Here is a 23337-nt window from a genome sequence, read left to right as displayed (position 1 = left end):
CAGCACGGCACCCCGAGCCCGTCAACGGCTCAGCGCGAATATCCGACCAGATTGAGCGCGTATCCGGCGAAGTCGTCGGCGACCTCCTGGGCCGTGAGCGGACCGTCCTCCCGGAACCACAGGGGGATGCCGGCGCACATCGTCAGCACCGCGGTGACGCCCTGATGCACCCGCTCGAGGGAGAAGATCCCTTGGGACACACCGTCTTCTGCGATGTCGACGAACAACTGTTCCTGCGCGTCGCGGGAACCGACCACGCGCGTGCGGTCGAGCCGGCCGAGATAGCGCAACTCGGAGTTCGCCACCAGGCACGCACGCGGATTCCGCGCGGTGTACAGCGCGTGGGCGGCCACGGCCGCGCGCCACCGCTCGGCGGGATCGTCGCCGACCTTCCGCAGAGCGTTGCGGGTCGCCGTGAACTGCTCGTCGCTCGCGCGACGCAGAATCTCCACGAGCAGTTCCGACTTGTTCTCGAAATGGTTGTAGACGTTGGCAGCGCTGCAACCTGCGGAGTTGGCGATGTTGCGCATCGTCGCGCCGTGAAAGCCACACTCGTAGAACTCGTCGAGTGCGGTCTCGAGAATCCGTTCGCGAATGGACGAGGACGTACCGTTCGACCGGCTGTTCATCCCTGCACAGTAAGCACGAGGGGCGCCGACCAGCAACAACCTTCCCGTTGACGCAGATCTTCGCGCTTGTTATGGTCCAGCTCACATGAACGGTCGTTAATAACGGACTTCGGAGGATCTTCTGTGTCCAACCCCCAGCTCGAACCCTCCCTTCTCGAACGCATCACCCGTCTCGAAGACCTCGAGGCGATCCGCCGGCTCGACGCGCAATACTGCCGCCACCTCGACGACGGCAACTGGGATGCCCTGATGGATCTGTTCACCGACGACGGCGAATTCGACGGTCTGTCCCATCCCCGGGGCAAGGCGGAGATGCGCTCCTTCTTCGCAGGACTGGCCGACGGCGGCCTGACCTCCTTCTGGCACTTCATCACGAACCTCGAGATCGACCTCGACGGTGACCGCGCCACGGTGCGTTCGTTCCTGTGGCAGCCGTGCGTCACCGACGGCGCCCCGGCCATCGCAGCCGGGCGCTACAACGATCAGCTCGTCAAGATCGGCGGTCGCTGGCTCTACAAGGTCAAGCAGGTGCGTTTCCACTTCTTCGGCCCGCTCGAGGCCGGCTGGGACGAGAACCTCTTCGCGCTCGACAGCGCCCGCGGTGCGGCGGTGCGGGCATGACCGACACCGTCGCCGGCGACAACGCGACATCCCCGAAGGACGAGCTCGTCTGGACGAGGATGCTCCACCTTCCCGAAGTCGCGGAACTGCGTCGCCGCCGCAGTCGGGTCACGAACACCCTCGGCGGTATCACCGTCGTGCTGTTCGCGACCTTCCTGATCGCGTTCATCGGATTCCCCGAGCGGCTGGGAACCAATTCCGTCTTCGGCATCCCGCTGTCGCTGTGGGTCGTGTTCTCACAGTTCGCAGGCACCTGGGTGCTGGTCTGGGCGTACTTCCGCCTCTCCCGCACCTATATCGGACCCGCCGTCGACGACGCCGTCGCGGCCGTCGAGCAGAACCGTCCCGCATCCGAGGAGATCGAATCATGAGCGGCGACGCCGACCATCTCGCCATCGCGATCTGCAGCGCCGTCATCTCGCTGACCCTGTGGGTGACCTTCGCTGCGTCCCGACGCGCAAAGAGCGCCGACGGCTTCTTCGCCGCCGGTCGCTCGATCTCGAGCTGGCAGAACGGATTCGCCATCGCCGGCGAGTTCATCTCCGCCGGCAGCTTCCTCGGCACCACCGGCCTGATCTTCTCGAAGGGCGTCGACGGAACGGTCATCCTGTTCACGTCCGTCATCTCGTTCCTGCCGGTCCTGTTCCTCCTCGCGGAGAAGATGCGCAATCTCGGCAAGTACACCCTCGCCGACGTCCTCGTCTTCCGGACCGACTCCCGCAATGTGCGGGTCGCGGTCGCGCTGAGCACCATCGCCACCGGCACCTTCGTGCTGCTCGCCCAGCTCGTCGCCGCGGGCGTGCTCCTCGAATCCGTCTCCGGCATCCCGTTCTGGCTGTCGGTGGTCGTCGCCGGATCGCTCATGGGCGTCTACGTCTTCGTCGGCGGCATGCTTGCCACCACCTGGGTGCAGGTCATCAAGTCGACGATCCTGTCGGTGCTCGCGATCATCGTGTGCTTCGGCATTCTGGCGCAGTTCGGCTTCGCCTTCCCGAAGGTCCTCGATGCAGCCACAGACAACGCCGTGGCAGGTGACGCGATCCTGTCGCCCGGTCTGATCTTCGGGCAGACGAGCGCGATCAACCTCGTCTCCTACGCTCTCGCATTCGCCCTGGGCACCGCAGGCATGGCACACATCCTCATCCGGTTCTTCACCGTTCCCGAGGCCACCACGGCACGTCGTTCGCTCGGCTGGACCGTCGCACTGTGCAGCCTGTTCTACCTGGTCGTCATCGTGATGGGCTTCGGCGCCGCGGCACTGCTCGGCCCGGACGGAACGGACCTCGTCGGCCCGGGCGGAAATCTCGCCGCACCGGTCCTCGTCACCGAACTCGGTGGTGGCGTGGGCACCGTCGGTGGATCGGTGGCCCTGGCGCTGGTCGCGGCCGTGGCATTCGCGTCCATCGTCGCGGTCGTCGCCGGTGTCGTGATCTCCGCGGCGGGCACCTTCGCCCGCGACGTGTGGCCCGCCCTCACCCGGAAGGAACCGATCGAGCACCTCGATGCGGACGACCAGGCCCGAGAAGACGACGCGCAGGCCCGCATCGCCCGCTACGGAGCGGTGACCTTCAGCGTCATCGCGATCGGCCTGGCCATGCTCATCGGTGACGACACCAACATCACCTTCTTCATGGGCATGGCGTTCATGGTGGCCGGCAGCGCACACCTGCCCGCCCTCGTGCTGAGCCTGAACTGGCGGCGGTTCAACGCCACCGGCGCGGTGTGGGGTGTGCTCACCGGCCTCGTCTCGACGATCGTGAGCCTGATGTTCACCGAAGCGCTGTGGATGGGCAGCGGTCCCGCTCCCCTGACCATCCAGCTTCCGGTGATCGTCACCATGCCGCTCGGCATCGCCGCCTGCATGATCGGTTCGATCGTCGGCGAGAAGCGTCGGGGACGTGGCCGCCTCGAGGACGAGAAGTTCGCCGAGATGCTCGTACGCGCGGAGACCGGCATCGGCGCGGAGGCCGCCGGCACACACTGATCCGTCATCGATATTTCGGGTTCGCAACCTTCAGCCGGTTCGCGGCGAACCCCCTGATCACCTCGGCGACCTGCGGGTCGTCGAGGTGATCTCGTCCTGCCCGCACTCCCAGGGCGAGCTCCGTCTCCGAGCGGTAGCCGAGACCGGCGAGCCGCACCCGGTAGATCTCCCGCACCGCCGGCGCGACGGCGGCCTCCCGCGCGGCGATGCCGAGTACGTGCGCCGCGACCCTGCTGCGGTACCGGGTCTTCGCGTCGGCACCCGACCCGACTTCCAGCACGAATTCCCGGACGGCGCCGAGCAACTCCTCCACAGGCGGCGTCCCGAGGAGATCCGCAACGGGAGCGGTCTCCGCGTCGTCGTGGGGAGGAACGCCGAGCAGATCCAGCAGATCGTGTTCGCACTCGGCGACGCGGCGACCGATGGCCAGCAGTTCGAGGGTGTTGTCGCCTCCCGACGACGCCGCGGCGGCCTGCATCCGGCAGATCACCGCCCACCGCAGCGATCCGTAGACCTCCCACCACCGAACGACGTCGGGATCGGGGTTCTGTCCCGATTCGTCGGCGTAACCGCGGAACAGGTCGTCGCGGGACCCGAACCCACCGACAGGGTGGGGTGACCCGAAACGCCACGCCCTGGTGCACAGCCACCCGAGGTCCTCCATCGGATCACCGACGTGCGCCAGTTCCCAGTCGAGTACCCCGCGCACCCCGACCGGGTCGACGAGCAGATTGCCGTTGCGGAAGTCGCCGTGGACGAATGTCTTTCCGGTTGCCGCTGGGCGATTGCCGGTCAGCCAGGCGAACGCCGCCTCGAGTGCCGGCACGGGCGCGCCGGTGGCGACGTACTCGTCGAGCAGGAAGGTCAGCGGGTCGTACTCGGGGAGGTTCGGTACGGCCCCGATGTCCATGCGGTGGATCTTCGCCAGGATGCGCCCGAGTTCGTAGGGCAGCGTGGCCCGGACGTCGGCCAGATTCTCGTCGCGCAACAATTTCTGCGGGAGCGCCTCACCGGGCACCCGTGACATCACGAGATAGGCGCCGATTCCGGGGCGCGGCTCGTCGCCACTGCGGTCGATGATGTCGGGCACGGGCACCCCGACGCGCGCCGCTTCGTCGAACGACGCCGCTTCCATCGCGATCCGGTGGGTGTCCTCGCGACCCGGCGGATCGCGGCGCAAGATCAACTCCCGGACGGTGCCGGTGTCCGACGCCGCGGTGAACGCCCACGTCTCCCGGCTCGCACCCCCGGTGAGCCGCTCGATGCGCCGCAGCGTCCACGTACCGCCGAGAACCGACGAAAGACGCTTCGCCAGTTCGTCTTTCAATTCACCGCTGACGCCGCCCACCGGGACCTCCCTGTTCGGTTTCCTGCGGTGGATACTCCCACGGTGATGCGCGGTGTGCGAGCACTTCCACCGCGACGTCGTGGAGTGTCAGGCCGCGAACCCAACCGCCCCGATGACCGGGATGATCGTCATGAAGACGATGGCGATCGCGAAGAGCGTGATGGTGATCTTCTTGTCCCAGCGCGATCGCGTGCCCGTCGCGGCGAGCATGAAGAAGACGAACCCCACGCAGATCGATCCGATACCGATGACGACGGGTGTTTCCAACATGGCTCCATCATCGCCCATCACCGGTTTGCACCGCGGTAGCGGCTGTGAGAATCGATCAGGATCAGCCGTGTCGTCTCAGGTACCTTCGGGGACACACGAGAGGGCTCGAGCCACCGCCGGTGCTTGCATCATTTTGCGGATCGCGGCGGCGAAGTTGGGAGCCTGTGCGTCTTCGAGACGAGCCACCAGGTTGAACGGTCGACCGAGTCTGCGGTGATAGGCGATCTGTTCGAGCAGGGCTTCACGGACAGTGGAGATTGCGTCCCGGTGGACGAGCATCAGGAAGTCGTCCGGGGTATAGACCTCATAGCCGAGAAATTCGTCATGAGCTACCGCAAAGTCGTGAAATCCATTGTCGCTGGTGATGACATATTGGACGTCACCATGTTCGGCAGCGGCATGCAAGTGCGCGTCGTACTCGTCTGTATATGCCAGACCCGGATCGATTTCGTATCCCTTGATTCGGCCGTGTACGGCCACTCTGACGATGTTGTCCCGCACTCCCCCGATCTGACGATCGGAGAAGTGCGGGTGCTTCTTGCGCAGGTGATATACCAGCTCCGCAAGAATGTCCTCGGTCCAACGCAGGTGGAACAATGGCGGACCGGACCTGTTGGCCAGCAGGCAGAGCCAGTCCCTCAAAGTCCGCGAATACAGTACGTTCGCGTCCGGCAGCACGTTCGGCACTCGTGAACTCACGCGTGTGACAATAGGCTCCCTACCGCCACATACACATACGAGCCTCCCGACTGTCAGTAATCCAGTCCCTCGGCTTCTTCGAAGTCGCGCAGATCCTGCAATGCGACCCTTTGTTGCTCGCGCAGCCGATCCCTGTAGGCGAGGACGTCCGCAGTATGGAGTCGCGTGTGGGTCCCGACCTTGTGTCCTGGGATCTGCCCTTCGCGGATCAGTTTCATCAGCGTCGGGCGAGAGATGCCGAGTAGATCCGCCGCTGATGTAGTGGTCAGCTCATCCGGCATCGAACCGATGGTTACCGTGCCACCCGCAGCGACGATCTGCACAACTTCGGTGAGGATTGCGGCCAGCTCGGCGGGAACCACCGACAGCAGATCCGCAGGGTTGAACGCTCCGGCCTGCGACACCTGATCCGATGTCACCGTCAGTGTCGTCTTTCCCACGCCGCGATCGATCACTGCGTCCATCGCTCACACCTCCTGCATCCACTCCGACCGTAGTCACTTTCACTTATAAGTGCAACATATTTGTAGGGGGTGATACCCGCCCACCTGGGACGCCCAAACGGAGAGAGGCTGTGAGGCTTCTCGACAGTCCGAGCCGCCACAGCCGAGAGATCAACGCCGGAGGCCGGACCCCGGCCGGAAGGCCCCATGGAAGGTCATCGGCACGTGGTGCTGCAGGTTCACCGCCGCGACCGGCCCGTCGCCCGGTCGATCGGCGCGCAGAACGACGAGTCTGCTGGCCCTGCGCGCGGGCGGGTGCTCGAGTGTCAGCAACCAGCCGTCGCCCTCGGCGTCGCAGCCGGCGCGAAGAGCGGTTCGCAGACGGTGTCGCCGGCGTCGGCCGTGTATCGGCTCACGGCTCCGGAGCGATGATCGATCGTGGTGACCGAGTCGGGATCGCCTCCCGGGACCGATGCCGACGCCGTGTAGCTGTAGCGATGCTCGGTGGTAGCGAACCGCTGGTCGAGCTGGGGGAACTCACATCCGTGATCGTCGAGTTCGATGGTGGTGGTGACGCGGCGGGTCCGCCGGTCGACCGACAGCCGGGTGAGGGTGCCCCCGAAGGCCGGCCCGGCGGACTCGCGATAGTTGCGTGCCTGTTCCACCCTTCCCAGCCATCGGCGGGATCGTGTGCGACGAGTTCGACGACGGTGCGGTCCCCGTCTTCGTGGGCATTGGTGACGTGGAAATGGAACAGCGCATCGTGTTCGACGGTGGGTCGGCCTACCGCCGTCGCGCGGGACCAGGACGATGGTGGTGCCGAGTTCCGGCCGATAGGACAACGCGTCGTCGAAGGGACGCAGACCCAGAGCAACCGGGATCGGATTCCGGACCACCAACGGTCCGAGTACGAACATCAGGTGGCGTTCGGTCAGCGCGAAGTCGTGGACGAATCCGAGCTTCGGAATCGGGACGGTCGCGAGTCCGTGCAGCCGACGGCCGCGATCGAGTCGATAGCAGCGGATCATCGGTCGCAGGAAGAAGTCGAGCCCGGAGTTGAACACCTCACCTGTCGCGGGGCGGGTCTTCGGATGCGCGGAGAACGCTCCGAGGCGCTTCAACGCACCACCGAAGGATTCGGGCCCATAGGTCTGCAGGGTCTCGGCGTCGAGCCGGTGCGGTCGTCCCCCCTTCCCAGAGGGCGTAGAGCACGTCGTCGTGCAACAACACACTCGTGTTCGCGAGATTCTCAGGGAACCTCAGCGCGTTGGCGAGCGACCCGCCGATCCTCTGTGTACTGAATCCTTTTGCCGGACGACGTGTCTCGTTCGTCCTTGCGAAGCTCTTCGTCCGCACGTACCGATTCCGGTAGTGGACCCCCTCCGGCCCGATGTCGATGCGGGAGACCATGCCGTCACCGTCGAAGATATGACTCAGGGGATGACCGTCGACGTCGAGACGGCCGGGCCCGATCCGGTAGAGCGCGCCCCGTAAGCCCCCGGGGATCGCGCCCTCGATGTCGTCCAGGTCGTAGTCGAACTCCCGGTGCTGGGAGTCCCACGGTGACGCCCCGAGTTCCTGCACTTGCTGTTCCGACGCCCCCGTTGCAACGGTCATGTACCGACGGTCGCACAGATGAGACAGATTGCGAAGAACGGTCTCATTGCCCTCCGCGACATCGGCGGATCAGCGATTGAGCTGTGTGATCCGTCCGGTCAGCAGTGTGGCGAACGCCGTCCACGCCGAGTACGGAACCAGCGCGGCACCCGCAGCCGGATTCGCCGCGGCCGTCCGGCGGGTCAGATCTGCGGTGCTGGCGGCGAGCAGTGCGGCCACCACAGTGGCAGGCATCAGCCGATGCCACTTGAAGAACACCCACGACCACGACGCGTTGAGGACGAGATTCGTGGCGAGCGCAGCGATGTAATTGCGACGTCCCGTGTCGTCGTCGGCCTCGGTGTACTCGTCGATCGCGGCGGCCGAGGTCACTGCGATATCGGCATACAGCGCGGTCCACACGATCGGAAACGCTACGGCCGGGGGCTGGAAACCCGGCTTGCGCAGCTTGCGGTACCACCGGGAGTTCGTGTCCTGGGAGGCGATCGATCCGACGAGCGCGGTGGTCGTCGTAGCAGCGGCGGTCGCGAGCACGGTGCTGAGTCTCATGTCGTATCGGCTCCTGTCGAGGACGGTTGCCCGTGGGCTACCCGAGCCGAACATCCGGGAAACGGACGTCGGTAGGGTGGCGGGCGGGAAGGACGATATGAGCGGGTTACAGCAGGTCGGTGACGGTGTCTGGGCGTTCGTGCGCACACCGGGCGGTTGGGGCGAGGCCAACACGGGACTGATCGTCTCCCCGGGATCGGCATCGCTGGTCGTCGATACGGTGTGGGATGTCGAGTGGGCGCGACGTATCGCCGAGGTGCAGACACCGCTCGTCGCCGATGCTCCGATCACCGATGTCGTGAACACGCACAGCGACGGCGACCACTGGTGGGGCAACGACACGCTGCCATCCGACACACGGATCATCACCAGCGCCGCCGCACTGGACGCCATGCGCGAAGATCTTCCACCGCGCGCCCTCACGGTGCTTGCGGGCACGGGCTCGCTGATCCGGCGGCTGCCGGGACCGATCGGCGCGGCAGGTGCCTACATGGCGCGCGTCCGCGGCGACGCCCGCTTTCCCCGTCGCACACCCCGGATGCCCGACACCACTTTCACGACCTCGCTGTCTCTGGAGATCGGTGGTCGCGTGGTCGAACTCGAGCAGCTCGGGCCGTGCCACACGGCCGGCGATCTCGTCGCCCGTGTCCCCGACGCCGGCGTGGTCTTCACCGGCGACCTGCTGTTCATCGGTTCGACTCCGATCCTGTGGCACGGCCCGCTCGACAACTGGTTGTCGGCGCTCGACCGTCTGCTCGGCTGGGACGCCGCGGTGTACGTGCCCGGACACGGACCGACCTGCGGTGCGGCGGAGATCCGAGCACTGCGCGACTACTGGCTGTGGCTGCGCGACGCCGCCCACGATCATCACCGGGCCGGACTCACTCCGCTCGAGACAGCGCGGATGCTCGTGCGCACGAGAGACTTCGATGCGTGGCGTCACTGGGAGTCGCCGGAGCGCATCGCGTTGAGCCTGAGCACCCTGTTCGACCAGTGGAACGGCAACCCACCGGCGCCGCCCACCGTGAGGCGACGCGCTGCGGCCTTCGTGACGGCCGAGACCCTGCTGCGCGAAGGCACATTCGAGGCATCCTGACCGCCGGTCAGGACAGGTGCTTCGGCTCCGGGGTCGTCTTGTGCGACCAGTCCGACCCGACGGGCGCGGTTCCGAGCACGTCCGGGCATTCGTCGTCGCGACTTCCGGCGGGCGTCAGGGAGATCACGATCGACTTGTAGGTGGGGCAGTTGCTCTTCAGCGCAGTCGAATCGAGCGGGACGAGAGGGTTGGTCTCCGGATAGTAGGCGGCCGCACTTCCCCGCGGCAGGTCGTACTCGACGATCCGGAACCTCGTGGCGCACCGTTCGCGGTCGTCGCCGTCCCATCGTGTGAACAGGTCGACGAAGTCTCCGTCGTCGAAACCCAGTGCGGCGATGTCGTCCCGGTGCATGAACACGACGCGACGGCCGCCCTCGATCCCGCGGTAGCGGTCGCTGAGGCCGTAGATGGTGGTGTTGAACTGGTCGTGACTGCGCATCGTCTGCAGCAGCAGATGCCCCGGCGGGACCTGAACCACCTCCACCGGCGAAACGGCGAATTCCGCCTTACCCGAATCGGTCTCGAAGCTTCGGGTATCGCGGGGCGGATGCGGCAGGATGAACCCTCCCGGACGCCGGACATTGACCTCGTAGCCTTCACAACCCGGGACGACGCGGGAGATGCGCGAGCGGATGTTCGCGTAGTCGTCGCGCATCGCCTTCCAGTCGATCCCGTAGCGGTCGCCGAGCGTGGCCTCGGCGATGCCGGTGATGATCGCGACCTCCGAACGCACGTGCCCACCGGGCGGCTTCAGCGGCCCCCGCGAGGCGTGGACGGCGCACGTCGTGTCCTCGACCGACACGAACTGCGGTCCCGAGGCCTGGACGTCCTTGTCGGTACGCCCGAGCGTCGGGAAGATCAATGCTGTTCTGCCGCAGACCAGATGGGAGCGGTTGGGTTTCGTCGAGATGTGCACCGTCATGTCGATGCCTGCCATCGCCTCGGCGGTGACGGCGGTGTCCGGCGCCGCCTGCACGAAGTTGCCGCCGAGGCCGAGGAAGAACCGCACCTTGCCGTCGCGCATCGCCTTGATCGAATCGACCGTGTCGTAACCGTTCTCACGAGGAGGATCGAAGCCGAACTCCTTCTCGATCGCGTCGAGGAAACTCTGCGGTGCGCGTTCCCAGATCCCCATCGTGCGGTCGCCCTGAACGTTCGAATGACCACGCACCGGCATCAACCCCGCGCCGCGCTTGCCGATGTTGCCCTGCGCGAACGCGAGGTTGCAGATCTCCTTGATGGTCGCGACCGCGTTGCGGTGCTGAGTGATCCCCATGGCCCAGCAGAAGACCGTCGCCTTCGAGCGGCGCACCATCTGCGCGGCCTCGGTGATCTGCTGACGCGACAGGCCGGTCGCGGCGACCACCTCGCCCCAGTCGATGTCCCGGACGTGTTCGACCCATTCGTCGAATCCCCGGGTGTGGCTCTGCACGAAGTCGTGGTCGAGCGCGTCCCATTCGACGAGCAGCGACCCGAACGCCTGCAGCAGCGCGAGGTCGCCATTCACCTTGATCGACAGATGCAGGTCGGACAGATCCGTTCCCCGACCGAGCACGCCGCGCGGTGTCTGCGGGTTCCGGAAGTTGACCAGCCCCGCTTCGCGCAGCGGGTTGATCGTCAGGATCTTCGCGCCGTTCTGCTTGGCCTCTTCGAGTGCGGTGAGCATGCGCGGGTGGTTGGTGCCGGGGTTCTGTCCCTGCAGGATGATCAGCTCGGCGTGGTGCACATCGTCGAGCGTGACGCTGGCCTTGCCGATGCCGATCGACTCCTGCAGCGCGATGCTCGTGGACTCGTGGCACATGTTCGAGCAGTCGGGCAGGTTGTTCGTCCCGAACGCCCGCGCGAACAGCTGGTACACGAAGGCCGCTTCGTTCGATGCCCGTCCGGACGTGTAGAAGGTGGCCTGATCGGGGCTGTCCAGCGACTTCAGCTGTTCACCGATGAGGGTGAAGGCCTCGTCCCACTCGAGCGGGGTGTAGTGCGTGGCGCCGGGCCGCTTGACCATCGGATGCGTGATGCGGCCCTGCTTGCCGAGCCACAGCTCGCTGTGCCCGGCCAGTTCCGCGATGCTGTACCGCGCGAAGAACCCGGGGTCGGCGCGTCGCGTGGTGCCCTCCTCGGCGACGGCCTTGGCACCGTTCTCGCAGAACTCGGCGATCTTGCGATGACCGGGGTCGGGATCGGGCCACGCGCAGCTCGGGCAGTCGAACCCTTCGGCCTGGTTCAACTCGAGCAGTGTCTCGGCGGAACGCATCAGTCCCATCTGCTCGAGGGATCGCTTCACCGCCACGGCGACGCCGGTGACACCCGCTGCGGCCTTCTTCCGGTCTCCGACCTCGAGGTCGCCTTCGTCGTAGTCGGCCCGCCGGTCACGGTTCAGCATTCGATCACCTCTCCCACGCACGGTTTGCCCAGGAGTACCCCGGTCCGCTGCCTGCCGAAACGGGTCGGCGATTACGCCCGGACCCGCATCGCGCAGCCCCACCCGGACGTACTCTCGGGAAATGGGACGGTCGAAAATGCTCGGAATCCCGGCCGCTGCGGCGGCCGCTGTCGGTGCCTACGATCTTGTGCAGAAGCGACATTCGCTGCTACGCAACTTCCCGATTCTCGGGCACGGCCGCTATCTGCTGGAGTCGCTGGGACCCGAACTGCGGCAGTACATCACGACGAACAACAACGAGGAACGGCCGTTCAACCGCGATCAGCGCCGGTGGATATACGCTTCGTCGAAGAACGTCACCAACACCTTCGGATTCGGCAGCGACAACGACATCGAGTACACCGACGGGTACACGATCATCAAGCACCGCACGTTCTCGGACCTGCCGCCGTCGAGTGCCCCTCACGGGGGCGAAAAGGTGTCGATCCCGTCCGCGAAGGTGCTCGGCGCTGCCCGGGGACGTGCCCGTGCCTTCCGTCCCGAGTCGTTCGTCAACATCTCGGCGATGAGCTTCGGCTCGCTGTCCGGTGCCGCCGTGGAAGCACTCAACCGGGGTGCCGGGGCGGCCGGATGCCTGCAGAACACCGGTGAAGGCGGCCTGACGACGTATCACCGCAACGGTGGAGAGTTGATCTTCCAGATCGGCACCGGCTATTTCGGTTGCCGCGACAAGGACGGACACTTCGACCTCGCACGATTGAAGCGGGTCGTCGAATCGGCACCCGTGCGTGCCCTGGAGATCAAACTCAGTCAGGGCGCCAAGCCCGGACTGGGCGGATTGCTACCCGGAGCCAAGGTCACCCCGGAGATCGCCGAGGTCCGTGGAATCCCCGTCGGCAAGGACTGCGTGAGCCCGTCGCGCCACACGGAATTCCACGACATCGACGGTCTGCTCGATTGGGTCGAACTGCTCGCAGCCGAAACGGGACTTCCCGTGGGGATCAAGTCCGCCGTGGGCGACACGACCTTCTGGGACGAACTCACACGCCAGATGAGCGAGACCGACCGCGGAGTCGACTTCGTCACCGTCGATGGCGGCGAAGGTGGAACCGGCGCTGCGCCTTTGGTGTTCGCCGACGCCGTATCGCTTCCGTTCCGCAGCGGCTTCGCGCGGGTCTACGCGACATTCGCCGAGGCCGGCCTGACCGACGACGTCACCTTCATCGGCGCCGGCAAACTCGGCCTGCCCGACAACGCGGTGGTGGCGATGGCACTCGGATGCGACATGGTCAACGTCGCCCGCGAACCGATGTTCTCGATCGGATGCATCCAGGCGCAGAAATGCCATACCGACCGGTGCCCCACCGGAGTGGCGACGCAGAACCGTTGGCTCACCCGAGGACTCGACGTCCCGACCAAGGCCGACCGCGTCGCCGACTACATCGAAGCCCTCCGTCGCGACGTGTTCAAGATCGCGCAGGCGACGGGGGTGGCGCATCCCGGCCTCATCACCGTCGACGACATCGAGATCGCCGACGGCAATCGACGCGCCGTCACCCTGCGGGAGCTGTACGACTACCGGGACTGGTGGGGGCTGCCCTCGCAGGTGGATCGAGAGGAGATCACCCGGCTGATGACCGTGGAGGCCGTGACGACGCCGGGTGGGACCGAGAGGTCGACGGCTACGTCGTAGTCGTGCGCGCGTGCGTCGGCGGGTACGGACCGAACGACCCACCGACCGGAACCGGCCCGGCAACTGCACGACACGGTCGACGCACAGGTCGGCGGAACCCTGTGGGTCTGCAGCACAATCGGTCTCGGTGGGGCATGCGTCATCACTCTCTACCGGCCCGGAACCATTTCGAGAAAGTCACAGCAGTTCGTCGAACCTCGGCGTCCGTACCGTCGGATGTCCCGAGGAGGGTGACTACCGACTTCTTCGAAAGGAATGGTTGCTGCTCGTGGCGTGGCTCGCGCTGTCCGCATTCGTTGCCGTCGTCTTCGCTCGTGTCATCCGGTTTCGCGAAGATCGCGAAGGCCCGCTTCCACTCGACGGTGTGAGCACACGCATGACCCCGCGACCCGAACCACTCGTACGCACAGACGTGAGAGCTGCTGCAGTCGGGGTGTCGCAATGGCCGGTCCGCACTCGGTAACCCACGAAGGGGCCCCAACCCGCAACCCCTGACTCAACGCCGGGGCTGCCCATACCATCTAGCTACATCGCCATCAGGCGCTGAACCCTGCCGTCGCCCTTGACGAGAACGATTCGGGACACCTCATCCAAAAATGTGTACAGTTTTGGATGCAGTGATGCGAGCGCAAGCTGACAACGTATGTAAGGAACGACACATGAGCGCATTGGACGGCCAGGTAATCGTCTTCACAGGTGCTGGCGCCGGGATCGGCCGATCGGTAGTCACGCGGTATGTCGCCGAAGGCGCCCGGGTTGTGGCAGTGGACATCTCAGAAGCGGTGAACGAGCTACCCACCCAACTAGGTGATGCCGTGATTCCCGTCGTCGCAAACGTAGCGACCTGGGAAGGAAATGTGGCAGCCGCCCGAACCGCGCTCGACCAGTGGGGCCGCATCGACGTCTTCGTCGGTAATGCGGGCATCACGGACGGCGCACGACCGCTCGAGCAAATTTCCGGGGAACAGCTACCGCAGGCATTCAGCGAACTGTTCGGTGTCAACGTCCTTGCCCCGATGCTCGGTGCCCGGGCATGCTTCGACGCACTCGTCGAAAGCAAGGGGTCGGTGATCCTCACCGGGTCCTTTGCCAGCACCAATGCCGCAGGTGGTGGCGCACTGTACACAGCATCCAAGCATGCGGTGCACGGCCTTGTCCGCCAGTTGGCCTACGAGTTCGCACCCGATGTGCGGGTAAACGGTGTGGCGCCAGGCGTGGCCCCGACTCGACTGCGGGGTACTCAGTCGCTCGGTCAGGACTCGGCAGATTCGGTGCTCGACGGCACGGACAAGGCGCTTCCCACTCAGGAGATCGCACCGGTCAGCGCATACAACGGTGTCTTCACCATGCTGGCATCGCGTACCGAGTCGGCAGCGATGACGGGATCGCTCGTGACGGTGGACAGTGGACTGTCCATCCGAGGTATCGCCAAGCCTGGCGGACGCGTATTTGGGTGATGACCTCCACGGATCTGACCGGCAAGGTTACGGCGGTCACACGAGCGCTGGTCGGCTCCACCCGGCAGTGGGCGGCCGAGATCGCCTCTGTGAAGTCACAGCGAACGTCGCGAATCCCGGGACGATCAGAACCGGGCATTTCGCCTAATATTTTGCGGCGTCTCCTACGAACATCGAGGCCGCGACTTTCATCACGCGGCTGCCGCAACACGGTCGACGGGTGATCTGTTCACCACCTGCGTACCCGCAACACCGCACCGTTGGTGTCGCTCGGCATCAAAAATCTCCCGCTGGTGCGTCGACAGGGTCAGCCGCATCAGGTTGGAAGGCCTCGCGACACTCGGACAGGACCATTGACGCTGCCTGCTCGACGTGGAGGAGATCGTTCCCTTCTGATTCATTACCCATCTGAAGACTACCTGGACGCATTCTCCACTTCGCCTCCGACCCGGCCCGCACCCTGGCCGGCGACGCATCGAGCAGACAACGGTTTGGGAATGTGTTGGATCGACAGTCCGGGCCGACACGAAAGGCGTTCGACAACCATTTCGAACATGTCGACACCCAGAGCAGCCGACTCGGTTGAAGCCGCTTCGGCGCGAGAAAACACCGAGTCCGCGCCCGGCGCCGCCAGGATCGTCTCGGATACAATCGGTTTCACGGCCGTTGCCAGAGAGATTCATCGGTCGGCTCTTTATCCGAAAGGCCCACATCTTGCAGAATATCGAGGAATTCGAAAGCGATTGTACTCATTTCGACCCCGGTGCCATGAAAGCCTCGAGCTTTTATCAGTTACTGACATCCTCGGTTGTTCCTCGACCAATCGCGTGGGTTTCCACTCGATCACGCGACGGGGTGCTCAACCTTGCTCCGTACAGCTTTTTCACCGTTGCCTCTACCAAGCCACCGATTCTCCAGTTCACCTCTCTGGGGCACAAGGACAGTTGGCGTAACATCGATGAGACCGGCGAGTTCGTCATTCATATCGGCACAGAGACACTGATAGACCGAATGAATGAAACATCGGCTGCGTTCGGTCCCAAGGTCGACGAGTTCGAAACAGCCGGACTGACACCGCTGGACAGTGCCGTTGTATCGTCACCACGAGTAGCTGAGGCTCCGATCGCATTCGAATGTGAAAAACATCTGATTCTTGATGTAGGGAACTGCTCGCTGATCCTGGGTCGCGTAGTCAACGCCGTTGTACGCAACGACGTGCTGGCCAGTGACGGACTTCCCGACTTCACCAAACTCGCAGCACCCTCGCGACTCGGCCGGAACGAGTGGGGGCTGACGCCAGCGACCGTCGTGCGCGACCGTCCCTGAAATCAGGAACGGTCGCGCGCCAGTCGGCGCCGAACAGTGCCGAAGTCCCTGTGCTGCCACTGCCTCTTCCGAGTCACCACAGCAGGACGGAGAACTTCGCAGGGGCGGCGGATCTCTACCCGGCTGAAGTACATACACAACAGATAGGGCCACGGAGCGGGATTACGGTTCCGGACTGACCGTCCCGATGCAACCGTGACGCAGTACACGTCGCCTCCGCAGTTCTCCGCTCGACCAGGTTCCACGTATCGTATGAACTAACTGTATACAGATCTGCTACCACGCAGCTCATACACACGGGGGATACATGACAAGTAGTGCAGGACGCCTTCGCGCCGGTACGACCGTCGACGACGTGTACGCGATCCTCAGGGAGCGCATCATCGACGGCACCTATCCTCCAGGTCTGCGAATGTCCCAAGAACGGCTCGCCGCCGAACTCCGAGTGAGCCGGACTCCGCTACGCGAAGCACTGCAGAGACTGGAAGCAGACGGTCTGGTAGTGGCGTACGCGAACCGCGGTATGTCGGTCGCCCCCATCGTGAACTCCGACACCGAGCAAAGTTATGCACTCCGGGTGCTCGTCGAACCTCCGACCATCGCCGCCGTCGCTTCCCAACTGACATCCGAGGACATTGCGGACATGGAGAAGTTCCTCGAGGAGATGCGGCGGCATCGCTCCCACAGTCGACGTTTTCAGGACGCTCACCAGCAATTCCATCAGGTCACACTGCGTCGGTATCCGGATAACTTTCGGGAAATGATCGATCGGTTACATATCGGTATATATCGGCATCAACGCGTCTATCTGTCGCATCAGCGCACTCCCGACGATTTCATCGATGTGGACAACGACCTGTTGCGTGCCATCAAGACCCATGATGCCGACAAGGTGCATCGCATCATGGAATTCCACCTGATCGACGCGGCCCTGGGTCTCGTCCTCGATGCCGATCCCGACCATCGGTTCAATTCCGGTTCAATTCCCTGTTGGTCGCCGCAGCGGGACGCCAGATCGAGATCGCGCACCGACCCGATGGCGGAATCGATCGGCCGGCCGAAATCCGGTGGACGTTCCGAGACCGAGTCGATGTCCCCGTTCTCGAAACCCAGAATCTGATTCTGCGGACGACCTTTTGACGAGCAATTCCTGACTTACGGCGAGCAAGACACTTTCTCTCCGCGGACCCGTGAACTCTCCGAATGAACTGCACTGACTGCACATTCGAAATGTCGGTAATCCGACTCGCACATCCCCGGACGGCACCACCATCCATCACCGCCATAGAGGTCGGCAGCGCGGGCCCGTGGTGCCGTCCGGGTTCTACGACAGATTGATTCCGTATCAGGGTGCGAGAAGCGCACCGGCCCGCGGCACCACCGGATCGAGACCGAGGCGATTCAGGATCCGCCACGTCGTCGCGGCGGCAGCCGACAGCACCGGGATGTCGAACTGTTGCTGAACCGCGTCTAGAACGGGAAGTGACGGCATCTGTACACATGCGCTGAGCACCAGCGCATCCGCGCCACTGGTATCGACCCGGCGCACATGCTCCAGCAAGTTCTGCGGATCGAGACGCCCCACCTCGAGGTTGTCGGCTACCTCGAGTGACAGCGAGTCCACGACGCTGAAACCTTCGTGCTCGATGTAGTCACACACCGTCGCAGTGAGCGGCTTCATGTACGGTGTGATCACCGCGATCTTCTTGGCGCCCAGATGCGCGAGCGCTTCGGTGAGAGCACCTGCTGACGACAGAACCGGGATGTCGGTGCCGCTTTCATTCTTCGCAATAGCCGCCAGCTTCGGCTCGGATTCGGCGTGGTACCCGTGCCCCTGCGCCATGATAGCGACGAGGCAAGCGTATGCCATCACGTCCACGCGTGCGTCGGCGAGTTCGGCCGCGCACCGCAGCGAATCCGCGTCCATCGCGGTCAGCTGCTCGGGAGTGACGTGCTGCATGCGCATCCGGGAGGAGTGGAAGGTGAACCGTTCCGGACGGATCTCCTCACGGGCACGGAGCATGGAGGGGATCTCGGTCTCCATCGTGGTGTTGGAACTGGGCACGATCATGCCGATGCGGTAATCGAGAGCCATTGGATAACTACCTTTCTTCACAACAAAAGGGCAAGGTGGCGCAACCGAAGGGGGTCAGCGCACAGCTGCTCCGGGGACACGCGCGGTGATGAGATTAGGCGTGGCCAGCGGAGGTAGGTCGATGTCTTGGTCCCACTCGATCAAGACGGGTTCCCCGGCGCGCAGTCGAGCGAGATCGCCCAGTCGTATACCGAGACCTTCCATGGTCACCGTCAACGAATCGAACTCGTGGTCCGCGTCGAGGGACATGATCATGCCGAGGGCGGTATCGAGGAGGTGGAACTCGAGTAGGGAACGAGCCTGCGCGCCGTCACGAACGCGGATTGCCTGAAGAAACAGCGCGTCGGTGGCCGTGAGACCACATACCACCGCAGGGGATTCGAAATACATGCGTTGATGCCGATCGATGCGAGTCAGATGGGACTCGATCAGCTTCCGCATTCCTTCAGGGCACCGAGCGAGGAGCACCCGGTGGTAGCGCCAATGAGCCAGTTGGAATTCCCGCGAGGAAACCTTGGTGTCCTCCATCTCGGACAGGGCGACCGCCATTGCCGCGACGTCCGACTCGGTCACCTCGTCGAGCGCACCCGTCACCAAGGCCGGCTCCACCAGCAACCGCACTGCATACGAATCCTCGACATCACCGAGATATATCGGAGCCACCATCACCCCCCGGTTGGCGTGGTTGACGACCAGGTTTTCTGCTTCGAGTCGGCGCAACGCTTCACGCAGCGGAGTGCGCGACACTACCAGTTCTTCGGCCAGACGTACTTGCGACAGACTGACACCAGGCCGGTACACGCCAGCCAAAATGCGTTCGCGGAGCACGTCATACGTACGCTCAACCGCATTGCCCCGCGGGATCACCGCTTTGGCACCATCACCCCCGCGGGGCGCGAACTTCGTTTCCTCGACCGGCATCGTTTACGAGTCCGTCGAACCGAGTCTGGCTGCAATCAGTCCGGTGAAGAATTCTGGTTCTTGATCGGCAAGCACTTCGAGTGCCATGGCGTCCAACAGAATTCGTGCCTGCGTCCTCGGGACATAGAGTTCGAGCCGCTCGCCATTCCGGGTCGACACCTTCCGGAACCGTACACCCGCGAACTCGTTGCCGATGCCGTCCCACGGCTCGGCACTGACAACGCCGAGTGGAAGATCTTGCGAATCATCATGTTCTGTCATCACACAGTCTCTTTCGTCTCGGTCGATACAGAGACTACCGACGGTTCACCGGCGTAGATGTTCGCCTCGCGTCTCCCGGCAAGGACCGGAAGCTTCGCGCGTGCCCGCTCGACAGCACCGAGATCGAGCTCCACCACGTGCACCGCCTCCGGTTCCTCTCCGAGATCAGCGAGGATCTCACCCCACGGCCCCACAGCAAGGGCATGACCGTAGGTGGCGAAGGCATCGGCGTACTCCGTTGTCGGTGAATGCACCGTAGCGGAGGCAACGACAAAGGCATGGTTCTCGATCGCCCGCGCCCGCAACAACGTGTGCCAGTGCGCCTCGCCTGTGGACTGGACAAAGGCTGCCGGCACGAGCAACACCTCCGCTCCGGCTGCAGCGAGCGCCCGGGAAAGCTCGGGAAATCGCAGGTCGTAGCAGATTGTCAGCCCAACACGTACACCATGGATATCGATGATCACCACACGATTACCGGGTTGCTCGACCGAAGAGGCTTCAAAAGATTGCCCGTCGATGTTGGCATCGAACAGGTGCAACTTGTCGTAGCGCGCCGCAATGCGACCGTCGGCATCGAGAACGAGTGCGGAGTTGAAGATTCCGTGCGTGGTGCGATTCTTCATCCCACCCAGCACCACGACGACCCCGAGGCGACGCGCGACCTCCCTCAGAGCTGCCACCGGCGCGGCGTCCTCGCTCAGTGCGGCTTCGCGCATCTGCACGTTGGTGCCCAGCATCAGTCCGTTCTCAGGTAGCACGACCAAGGTGGCGCCGTGGGCTGCTGCCTGCTCCACGAGCCGGAGCGCCACCGCGAGATTCGCCTCGATATCGGTGGTTACGTGCCACTGGGTCAACCCGACTTTCAGGGTGCGGGACTCGGTCATGACTGCTCCGATGCAACCAACGACCCCGACCGTTCCCTGGCTTCGTCGAGGTCCATGTTCACCACAGTCCACCCACCACCGGAAGCCTCCATAGGCTCATAGGCGTAGACGTGACCGTGCACTGCAGGACCCACGACACCGAGCATGATCATCCAGTTCATGATTTCGTACTGGCCGTGTTCGAGGAGGGGGAACGGCTCGAGCGAGCACATATCCAATCCTCGACCGGACTGCATAAGCTGCAGAAGATAGGTATCGAACTCGGTATCGACACCACCGAAGTGACCGGGATCGAGCCAGTGCGACAGACCTCCGGTTGCCAGGAACGCCACCCTCAGCCCCGAATTCTCGATCGCGCTACGCAGCGCCTCACCGAACCGTCGAGCGTTGAAGGGTGAGAACGTGCGCGCGGGCTGGGTGATCACAGGGATGACCGGGAGGTCCGGACGCGGGAGCAGCAAACGCAACGGCACGACGAGTCCATGATCGAGGTCGACTCGCGGAGCCTCTTCCACTTCCAGCCCGGCAGCACGGACCGCCTCGGCCAGCGCGCGAGCGAACTCTGGCCGACCGGTGAGCTCGAGGTCGAGGTCGGGACGTTTGAAGAACTCCATCGATCCGGAGTGCTGGTCACCCACACCGAGCACGATGTGACCGGTGTCGAAGCTCTGGAAATGGCAATCCGCCGAGACGAGAATGACGTCCGGATCCGCGGTGGCAATGTCCTTCGCCAGTTTCTCGTAACCGGCGAGCAATCTGGACACGGCATCCTCGGGGTCGATCTCGGGACGGGCCAGCAAATCGGGAACATGCGAGCATCCACCTGCGAACACCAGGTTGGACAAGACATCCGGAGTGGGCAGCGGAATCGATTCGTCGACGACGAACTGTCCCACACTCGAGGCGTCACTCAAGTCGTCGTTGAACCATCTGCTGACGAGAATGGTCAGCCCATCATTCAATCCGATCGCCCGGAGCCGGTCGCGGTTTCCCGCCAGAATCGTTGCTGCCCAATCCTCCTCGATGCCCAGCAGTTCCGGAGCTCGGGACGGTTCCGCCTTCACCGTGGCAAGCAGGTCGGCGTCGCGTGCCATCGCAAGGATGGCATTCTCGATGGTGTTCTTGTCCATAGCGATCACATTCCTTCGTTGATCCGGGTCAGTCCGTGACGAGCTTGCCGTCGCGCACGACCGCGACACCATCGATTTCGACAGTGCAACCGCGCATCGGAACGTCGAGGTGCGCAGGAGTTTCACGGTTGGCGAATCGATTCGACCCCGTCGACCACATGAAGTTTCCTGCGGTCGAGCGCAGTTCCTGTCCGTACAACGTGCGGGGGTCGTAGACATCGAATGCCGACCACCGGGCACGCTCGAGCAAACCCCAGCCCATGTGGCTCAGCGCCCACACCTCGCTGTCGTCCCACGCTTCGAAATAGTCATTGAGAAGGTGCGCGTCCACACCGTGACCGGACACACTCCTGATGTAACCCTTCTCTACCTCGAGGGTGACCGTGTCCTGGACGTACCGCTGCCACGGGATCAGCGCATCTCCCGGCTGCAACACGATCCGACCCTCTGCGGTCCGGTCGTTGGGGAAGCACGCGACGAAGCCGGAAGGCCAATGATCCCAACGTCCCGGCTCATCGACATATCCCCACTGGTGCGTGATGGGAAGGTCAGTGCCCGAAATATCAGCAGTCAAGTCCATTCCCGCCGAGTTGGTGACACGCAGGGTGCTTCCGGTCCGGAGCCGGTCGCCGCCGGCTTCGACAACTGCACGCAACCCGGCGTTGCCGGACAAGCGTTCGAGAACATCGTTGGGCTCGGCAACGAACAACATACGCTTGCCGTTGCCGGTGATGCGGGTACGGACGTCGGAGTGGATCAGACCACCGACGGTGACGTCGACGACGAAGTCGCACTCGCCCGCAGCTGCCAGCAGCGGTGCGACCTCTCGTCCGTCCGCCTGGTACGGCGGCAGGTTCGGATTGGACAGACTCGATGCGTGGAGAACCAGAACTCCGGCACCGAGCTGGCGAGCAGCGGCCACTGCAGCAGCGACGTACTCGTCCTTCTGATCCAGCTCTGCAATGACACCGACCGTTTCATCAGCGGTGACCTTGCAGAGCTTGAACTGTTCGACGAAATTCTCGGTCAAGGTCTTCGGCATAGGATGACTCCTCGATCAAAATTGGTGGACAGGTGGTGTAGACACCACCGGCGAGAGCTGCACGACCGATCTTCGTCAGTGCGCGCCGCGGACGGCTCCACCGTCCACGGACAACGTCGAGCCGGTGATGAACGCGGCACGGGGTGAGGACAGGAACGCGACCGCATCGGCGATCTCGGTGACCTCGGCCCACCGTCCCATCGGAATGTCTTGTACGACTTTGGCAATCTCCTGCTCGACGGTGGTGCGGTTGTTGCGGGACTTCATCTCGACAATGCCCTGCATCCGGTCCGTCCCGGTCGCGCCGGGCATCAATTGGTTGACTCGCACGCCGGCGGAGGCGACATCGGTGGCCAGCGTCTTCACGAATGCCGAGGCAGCGGAACGATAAGCGGAGGACAGGACTCCGCCTTGCGCAGGCTGACGCACCCAGGTCGACGACAGCAACACGATCGAACCACTACCTTGCGCCTTCATCACCTTCGCGGCGGCGGTTCCAAGCTGAACGACCGGCCGGAGCAGCAGGTCGTGTGCAGCCTGCCAGTCCGACCACTCCAGCTCGAGAGTCGGCTGGATTCGGGGGCCAGGCGTGTTGAGCACCGCAACGTCCAGTCTGCCGTGCCTGTCGACTACCGTCTCGACGAGAGCGGCGGTGGCCTCCGGATCGGCGAGGTCGGTCTCGATCGGAACGATGCACCCGTCACCGATGTTCTCGGTCTCCGAACCGACGCTACGCGCCGACACGACGACGGTCATTCCCTCCAGGGCGAGCCGCTCGGCGGTAGCACGGCCGATCCCGCGAGACGCGGCGGTCACCAGCGCGACGCCTTTCTCGAGACCTAGATACACGATAACTCCTTCGAAAGTAAGTGGTAGATATCAAGCAAAG

The 23337-nt window shown here is 64.1% G+C and carries 24 protein-coding genes; 8 read left to right on the top strand and 16 right to left on the bottom strand.

Annotated features, from left to right (window positions below):
- Positions 1-29: 29 nt before the first annotated feature.
- Positions 30-629, bottom strand: a complete 600-nt coding sequence (locus EQ874_RS02225; protein WP_016931642.1) for a TetR/AcrR family transcriptional regulator — start codon at positions 627-629, stop codon at positions 30-32.
- Between the two features lie 123 nt (positions 630-752).
- Between EQ874_RS02225 and EQ874_RS02220 the strand changes: the two genes are divergently transcribed.
- Genes EQ874_RS02220 through EQ874_RS02210 form a run of 3 tightly spaced genes read left to right on the top strand, consistent with a single transcriptional unit; the run spans position 753 to position 3234 of the window.
- Positions 753-1250 carry a nuclear transport factor 2 family protein gene (locus tag EQ874_RS02220; RefSeq protein ID WP_064062416.1) on the top strand — a complete coding sequence of 166 codons (498 nt, stop codon included), beginning with the start codon at positions 753-755 and terminating at the stop codon, positions 1248-1250.
- Entirely contained in the window at positions 1247-1621 is a 375-nt protein-coding gene (locus EQ874_RS02215; RefSeq protein WP_064062415.1) for a DUF485 domain-containing protein, read from the top strand. The genes EQ874_RS02220 and EQ874_RS02215 overlap by 4 nt, the downstream gene beginning before the upstream one ends.
- Positions 1618-3234, top strand: coding sequence for a cation acetate symporter (locus tag EQ874_RS02210; protein ID WP_129975292.1), 1617 nt, complete (start codon positions 1618-1620; stop codon positions 3232-3234). Before EQ874_RS02215 ends, EQ874_RS02210 begins: the two co-directional genes overlap by 4 nt.
- Positions 3235-3238: 4 nt before the next feature.
- On the opposite strand, the gene EQ874_RS02205 is transcribed toward EQ874_RS02210, so the two are convergent.
- From EQ874_RS02205 to EQ874_RS02180, 7 genes are all read right to left on the bottom strand, one after another.
- Positions 3239-4582: a phosphotransferase gene (locus EQ874_RS02205; RefSeq protein WP_129975290.1), complete on the bottom strand. Its 1344-nt coding sequence runs from the start codon at positions 4580-4582 to the stop codon at positions 3239-3241.
- Between the two features lie 87 nt (positions 4583-4669).
- A complete protein-coding gene (locus EQ874_RS02200; RefSeq protein WP_026061210.1) occupies positions 4670-4852 on the bottom strand; it encodes a hypothetical protein in 183 nt (60 codons plus the stop codon).
- A gap of 75 nt (positions 4853-4927) precedes the next feature.
- Positions 4928-5551 carry a PIN domain-containing protein gene (locus EQ874_RS02195; protein WP_242496604.1) on the bottom strand — a complete coding sequence of 208 codons (624 nt, stop codon included), beginning with the start codon at positions 5549-5551 and terminating at the stop codon, positions 4928-4930.
- Positions 5552-5604: 53 nt separating this feature from the next.
- Positions 5605-6015 (bottom strand): helix-turn-helix domain-containing protein, encoded by a 411-nt coding sequence (locus tag EQ874_RS02190; RefSeq protein WP_129975288.1) that lies wholly within the window; start codon positions 6013-6015, stop codon positions 5605-5607.
- 305 nt (positions 6016-6320) lie between these two features.
- Positions 6321-7115, bottom strand: coding sequence for a carotenoid oxygenase family protein (locus tag EQ874_RS23085; protein WP_242496603.1), 795 nt, complete (start codon positions 7113-7115; stop codon positions 6321-6323).
- A complete protein-coding gene (locus EQ874_RS23080; RefSeq protein ID WP_242496602.1) occupies positions 7060-7611 on the bottom strand; it encodes a carotenoid oxygenase family protein in 552 nt (183 codons plus the stop codon). Before EQ874_RS23080 ends, EQ874_RS23085 begins: the two co-directional genes overlap by 56 nt.
- 69 nt (positions 7612-7680) lie before the next feature.
- A complete protein-coding gene (locus tag EQ874_RS02180; RefSeq protein WP_129975286.1) occupies positions 7681-8160 on the bottom strand; it encodes a TspO/MBR family protein in 480 nt (159 codons plus the stop codon).
- 97 nt (positions 8161-8257) lie between these two features.
- Here EQ874_RS02180 and EQ874_RS02175 point away from each other — a divergent pair, with 97 nt between their 5' ends.
- Positions 8258-9256: an MBL fold metallo-hydrolase gene (locus tag EQ874_RS02175; RefSeq protein WP_207213461.1), complete on the top strand. Its 999-nt coding sequence runs from the start codon at positions 8258-8260 to the stop codon at positions 9254-9256.
- Between the two features lie 7 nt (positions 9257-9263).
- On the opposite strand, the gene EQ874_RS02170 is transcribed toward EQ874_RS02175, so the two are convergent.
- Positions 9264-11639 carry an FdhF/YdeP family oxidoreductase gene (locus EQ874_RS02170; protein ID WP_129975282.1) on the bottom strand — a complete coding sequence of 792 codons (2376 nt, stop codon included), beginning with the start codon at positions 11637-11639 and terminating at the stop codon, positions 9264-9266.
- 121 nt (positions 11640-11760) lie between these two features.
- Between EQ874_RS02170 and EQ874_RS02165 the strand changes: the two genes are divergently transcribed.
- The 4 genes from EQ874_RS02165 (at position 11761) to EQ874_RS02145 (ending at position 17235) form a co-directional block, all read left to right on the top strand.
- Positions 11761-13332, top strand: a complete 1572-nt coding sequence (locus tag EQ874_RS02165; protein WP_242496601.1) for an FMN-binding glutamate synthase family protein — start codon at positions 11761-11763, stop codon at positions 13330-13332.
- A 659-nt stretch (positions 13333-13991) separates the two neighbouring features.
- Positions 13992-14789 (top strand): SDR family NAD(P)-dependent oxidoreductase, encoded by a 798-nt coding sequence (locus EQ874_RS02155; RefSeq protein ID WP_129975278.1) that lies wholly within the window; start codon positions 13992-13994, stop codon positions 14787-14789.
- Positions 14790-15557: 768 nt separating this feature from the next.
- On the top strand, positions 15558-16115 hold the full coding sequence (locus EQ874_RS02150; protein WP_129975935.1) for a flavin reductase family protein: 558 nt from the start codon (positions 15558-15560) through the stop codon (positions 16113-16115).
- 355 nt (positions 16116-16470) lie between these two features.
- Positions 16471-17235 carry a GntR family transcriptional regulator gene (locus EQ874_RS02145; RefSeq protein ID WP_242496600.1) on the top strand — a complete coding sequence of 255 codons (765 nt, stop codon included), beginning with the start codon at positions 16471-16473 and terminating at the stop codon, positions 17233-17235.
- 225 nt (positions 17236-17460) lie between these two features.
- On the opposite strand, the gene EQ874_RS02140 is transcribed toward EQ874_RS02145, so the two are convergent.
- The 7 genes from EQ874_RS02140 to EQ874_RS02110 form a co-directional block, all read right to left on the bottom strand.
- Positions 17461-18210 (bottom strand): aspartate/glutamate racemase family protein, encoded by a 750-nt coding sequence (locus tag EQ874_RS02140; protein ID WP_129975276.1) that lies wholly within the window; start codon positions 18208-18210, stop codon positions 17461-17463.
- A 54-nt stretch (positions 18211-18264) separates the two neighbouring features.
- Positions 18265-19131: a GntR family transcriptional regulator gene (locus EQ874_RS02135; RefSeq protein WP_129975274.1), complete on the bottom strand. Its 867-nt coding sequence runs from the start codon at positions 19129-19131 to the stop codon at positions 18265-18267.
- A 3-nt stretch (positions 19132-19134) separates the two neighbouring features.
- On the bottom strand, positions 19135-19392 hold the full coding sequence (locus EQ874_RS02130; RefSeq protein WP_129975273.1) for a hypothetical protein: 258 nt from the start codon (positions 19390-19392) through the stop codon (positions 19135-19137).
- Positions 19392-20276: a carbon-nitrogen hydrolase family protein gene (locus tag EQ874_RS02125; RefSeq protein WP_129975271.1), complete on the bottom strand. Its 885-nt coding sequence runs from the start codon at positions 20274-20276 to the stop codon at positions 19392-19394. The genes EQ874_RS02130 and EQ874_RS02125 overlap by 1 nt, the downstream gene beginning before the upstream one ends.
- Positions 20273-21478 (bottom strand): protocatechuate 3,4-dioxygenase, encoded by a 1206-nt coding sequence (locus tag EQ874_RS02120; protein ID WP_242496599.1) that lies wholly within the window; start codon positions 21476-21478, stop codon positions 20273-20275. Before EQ874_RS02120 ends, EQ874_RS02125 begins: the two co-directional genes overlap by 4 nt.
- Entirely contained in the window at positions 21435-22448 is a 1014-nt protein-coding gene (locus tag EQ874_RS02115; RefSeq protein ID WP_129975269.1) for a hypothetical protein, read from the bottom strand. Before EQ874_RS02115 ends, EQ874_RS02120 begins: the two co-directional genes overlap by 44 nt.
- A gap of 75 nt (positions 22449-22523) precedes the next feature.
- Complete coding sequence (locus EQ874_RS02110; RefSeq protein WP_129975267.1) at positions 22524-23297, bottom strand: SDR family oxidoreductase; 774 nt, start codon at positions 23295-23297, stop codon at positions 22524-22526.
- Between the last annotated feature and the right edge of the window lie 40 nt (positions 23298-23337).

The sequence above is a fragment of the Rhodococcus sp. Q1 genome, assembly GCF_004153645.1.
GTDB lineage: Bacteria > Actinomycetota > Actinomycetes > Mycobacteriales > Mycobacteriaceae > Rhodococcus > Rhodococcus gordoniae.
Note: the sequence above shows the minus strand (reverse complement) of the source record. Positions and strands in the feature narration are given on the sequence as shown.

Excerpts from the sequence above, each read along its gene's own strand:
- EQ874_RS02225 (WP_016931642.1), bottom strand. The coding sequence starts at position 629 with ATGAACAGCCGGTCGAACGGTACGTCCTCGTCCATTCGCGAACGGATT.
- EQ874_RS02215 (WP_064062415.1), top strand. The coding sequence starts at position 1,247 with ATGACCGACACCGTCGCCGGCGACAACGCGACATCCCCGAAGGACGAG.
- EQ874_RS02210 (WP_129975292.1), top strand. The coding sequence starts at position 1,618 with ATGAGCGGCGACGCCGACCATCTCGCCATCGCGATCTGCAGCGCCGTC.
- EQ874_RS02200 (WP_026061210.1), bottom strand. The coding sequence starts at position 4,852 with ATGTTGGAAACACCCGTCGTCATCGGTATCGGATCGATCTGCGTGGGG.
- EQ874_RS02190 (WP_129975288.1), bottom strand. The coding sequence starts at position 6,015 with ATGGACGCAGTGATCGATCGCGGCGTGGGAAAGACGACACTGACGGTG.
- EQ874_RS23080 (WP_242496602.1), bottom strand. The coding sequence starts at position 7,611 with ATGACCGTTGCAACGGGGGCGTCGGAACAGCAAGTGCAGGAACTCGGG.
- EQ874_RS02180 (WP_129975286.1), bottom strand. The coding sequence starts at position 8,160 with ATGAGACTCAGCACCGTGCTCGCGACCGCCGCTGCTACGACGACCACC.
- EQ874_RS02175 (WP_207213461.1), top strand. The coding sequence starts at position 8,258 with ATGAGCGGGTTACAGCAGGTCGGTGACGGTGTCTGGGCGTTCGTGCGC.
- EQ874_RS02170 (WP_129975282.1), bottom strand. The coding sequence starts at position 11,639 with ATGCTGAACCGTGACCGGCGGGCCGACTACGACGAAGGCGACCTCGAG.
- EQ874_RS02165 (WP_242496601.1), top strand. The coding sequence starts at position 11,761 with ATGGGACGGTCGAAAATGCTCGGAATCCCGGCCGCTGCGGCGGCCGCT.
- EQ874_RS02155 (WP_129975278.1), top strand. The coding sequence starts at position 13,992 with ATGAGCGCATTGGACGGCCAGGTAATCGTCTTCACAGGTGCTGGCGCC.
- EQ874_RS02150 (WP_129975935.1), top strand. The coding sequence starts at position 15,558 with ATGAAAGCCTCGAGCTTTTATCAGTTACTGACATCCTCGGTTGTTCCT.
- EQ874_RS02140 (WP_129975276.1), bottom strand. The coding sequence starts at position 18,210 with ATGGCTCTCGATTACCGCATCGGCATGATCGTGCCCAGTTCCAACACC.
- EQ874_RS02135 (WP_129975274.1), bottom strand. The coding sequence starts at position 19,131 with ATGCCGGTCGAGGAAACGAAGTTCGCGCCCCGCGGGGGTGATGGTGCC.
- EQ874_RS02130 (WP_129975273.1), bottom strand. The coding sequence starts at position 19,392 with ATGACAGAACATGATGATTCGCAAGATCTTCCACTCGGCGTTGTCAGT.
- EQ874_RS02125 (WP_129975271.1), bottom strand. The coding sequence starts at position 20,276 with ATGACCGAGTCCCGCACCCTGAAAGTCGGGTTGACCCAGTGGCACGTA.
- EQ874_RS02120 (WP_242496599.1), bottom strand. The coding sequence starts at position 21,478 with ATGGTGTCGCGGTCGTGCGCGACGGCAAGCTCGTCACGGACTGACCCG.
- EQ874_RS02115 (WP_129975269.1), bottom strand. The coding sequence starts at position 22,448 with ATGCCGAAGACCTTGACCGAGAATTTCGTCGAACAGTTCAAGCTCTGC.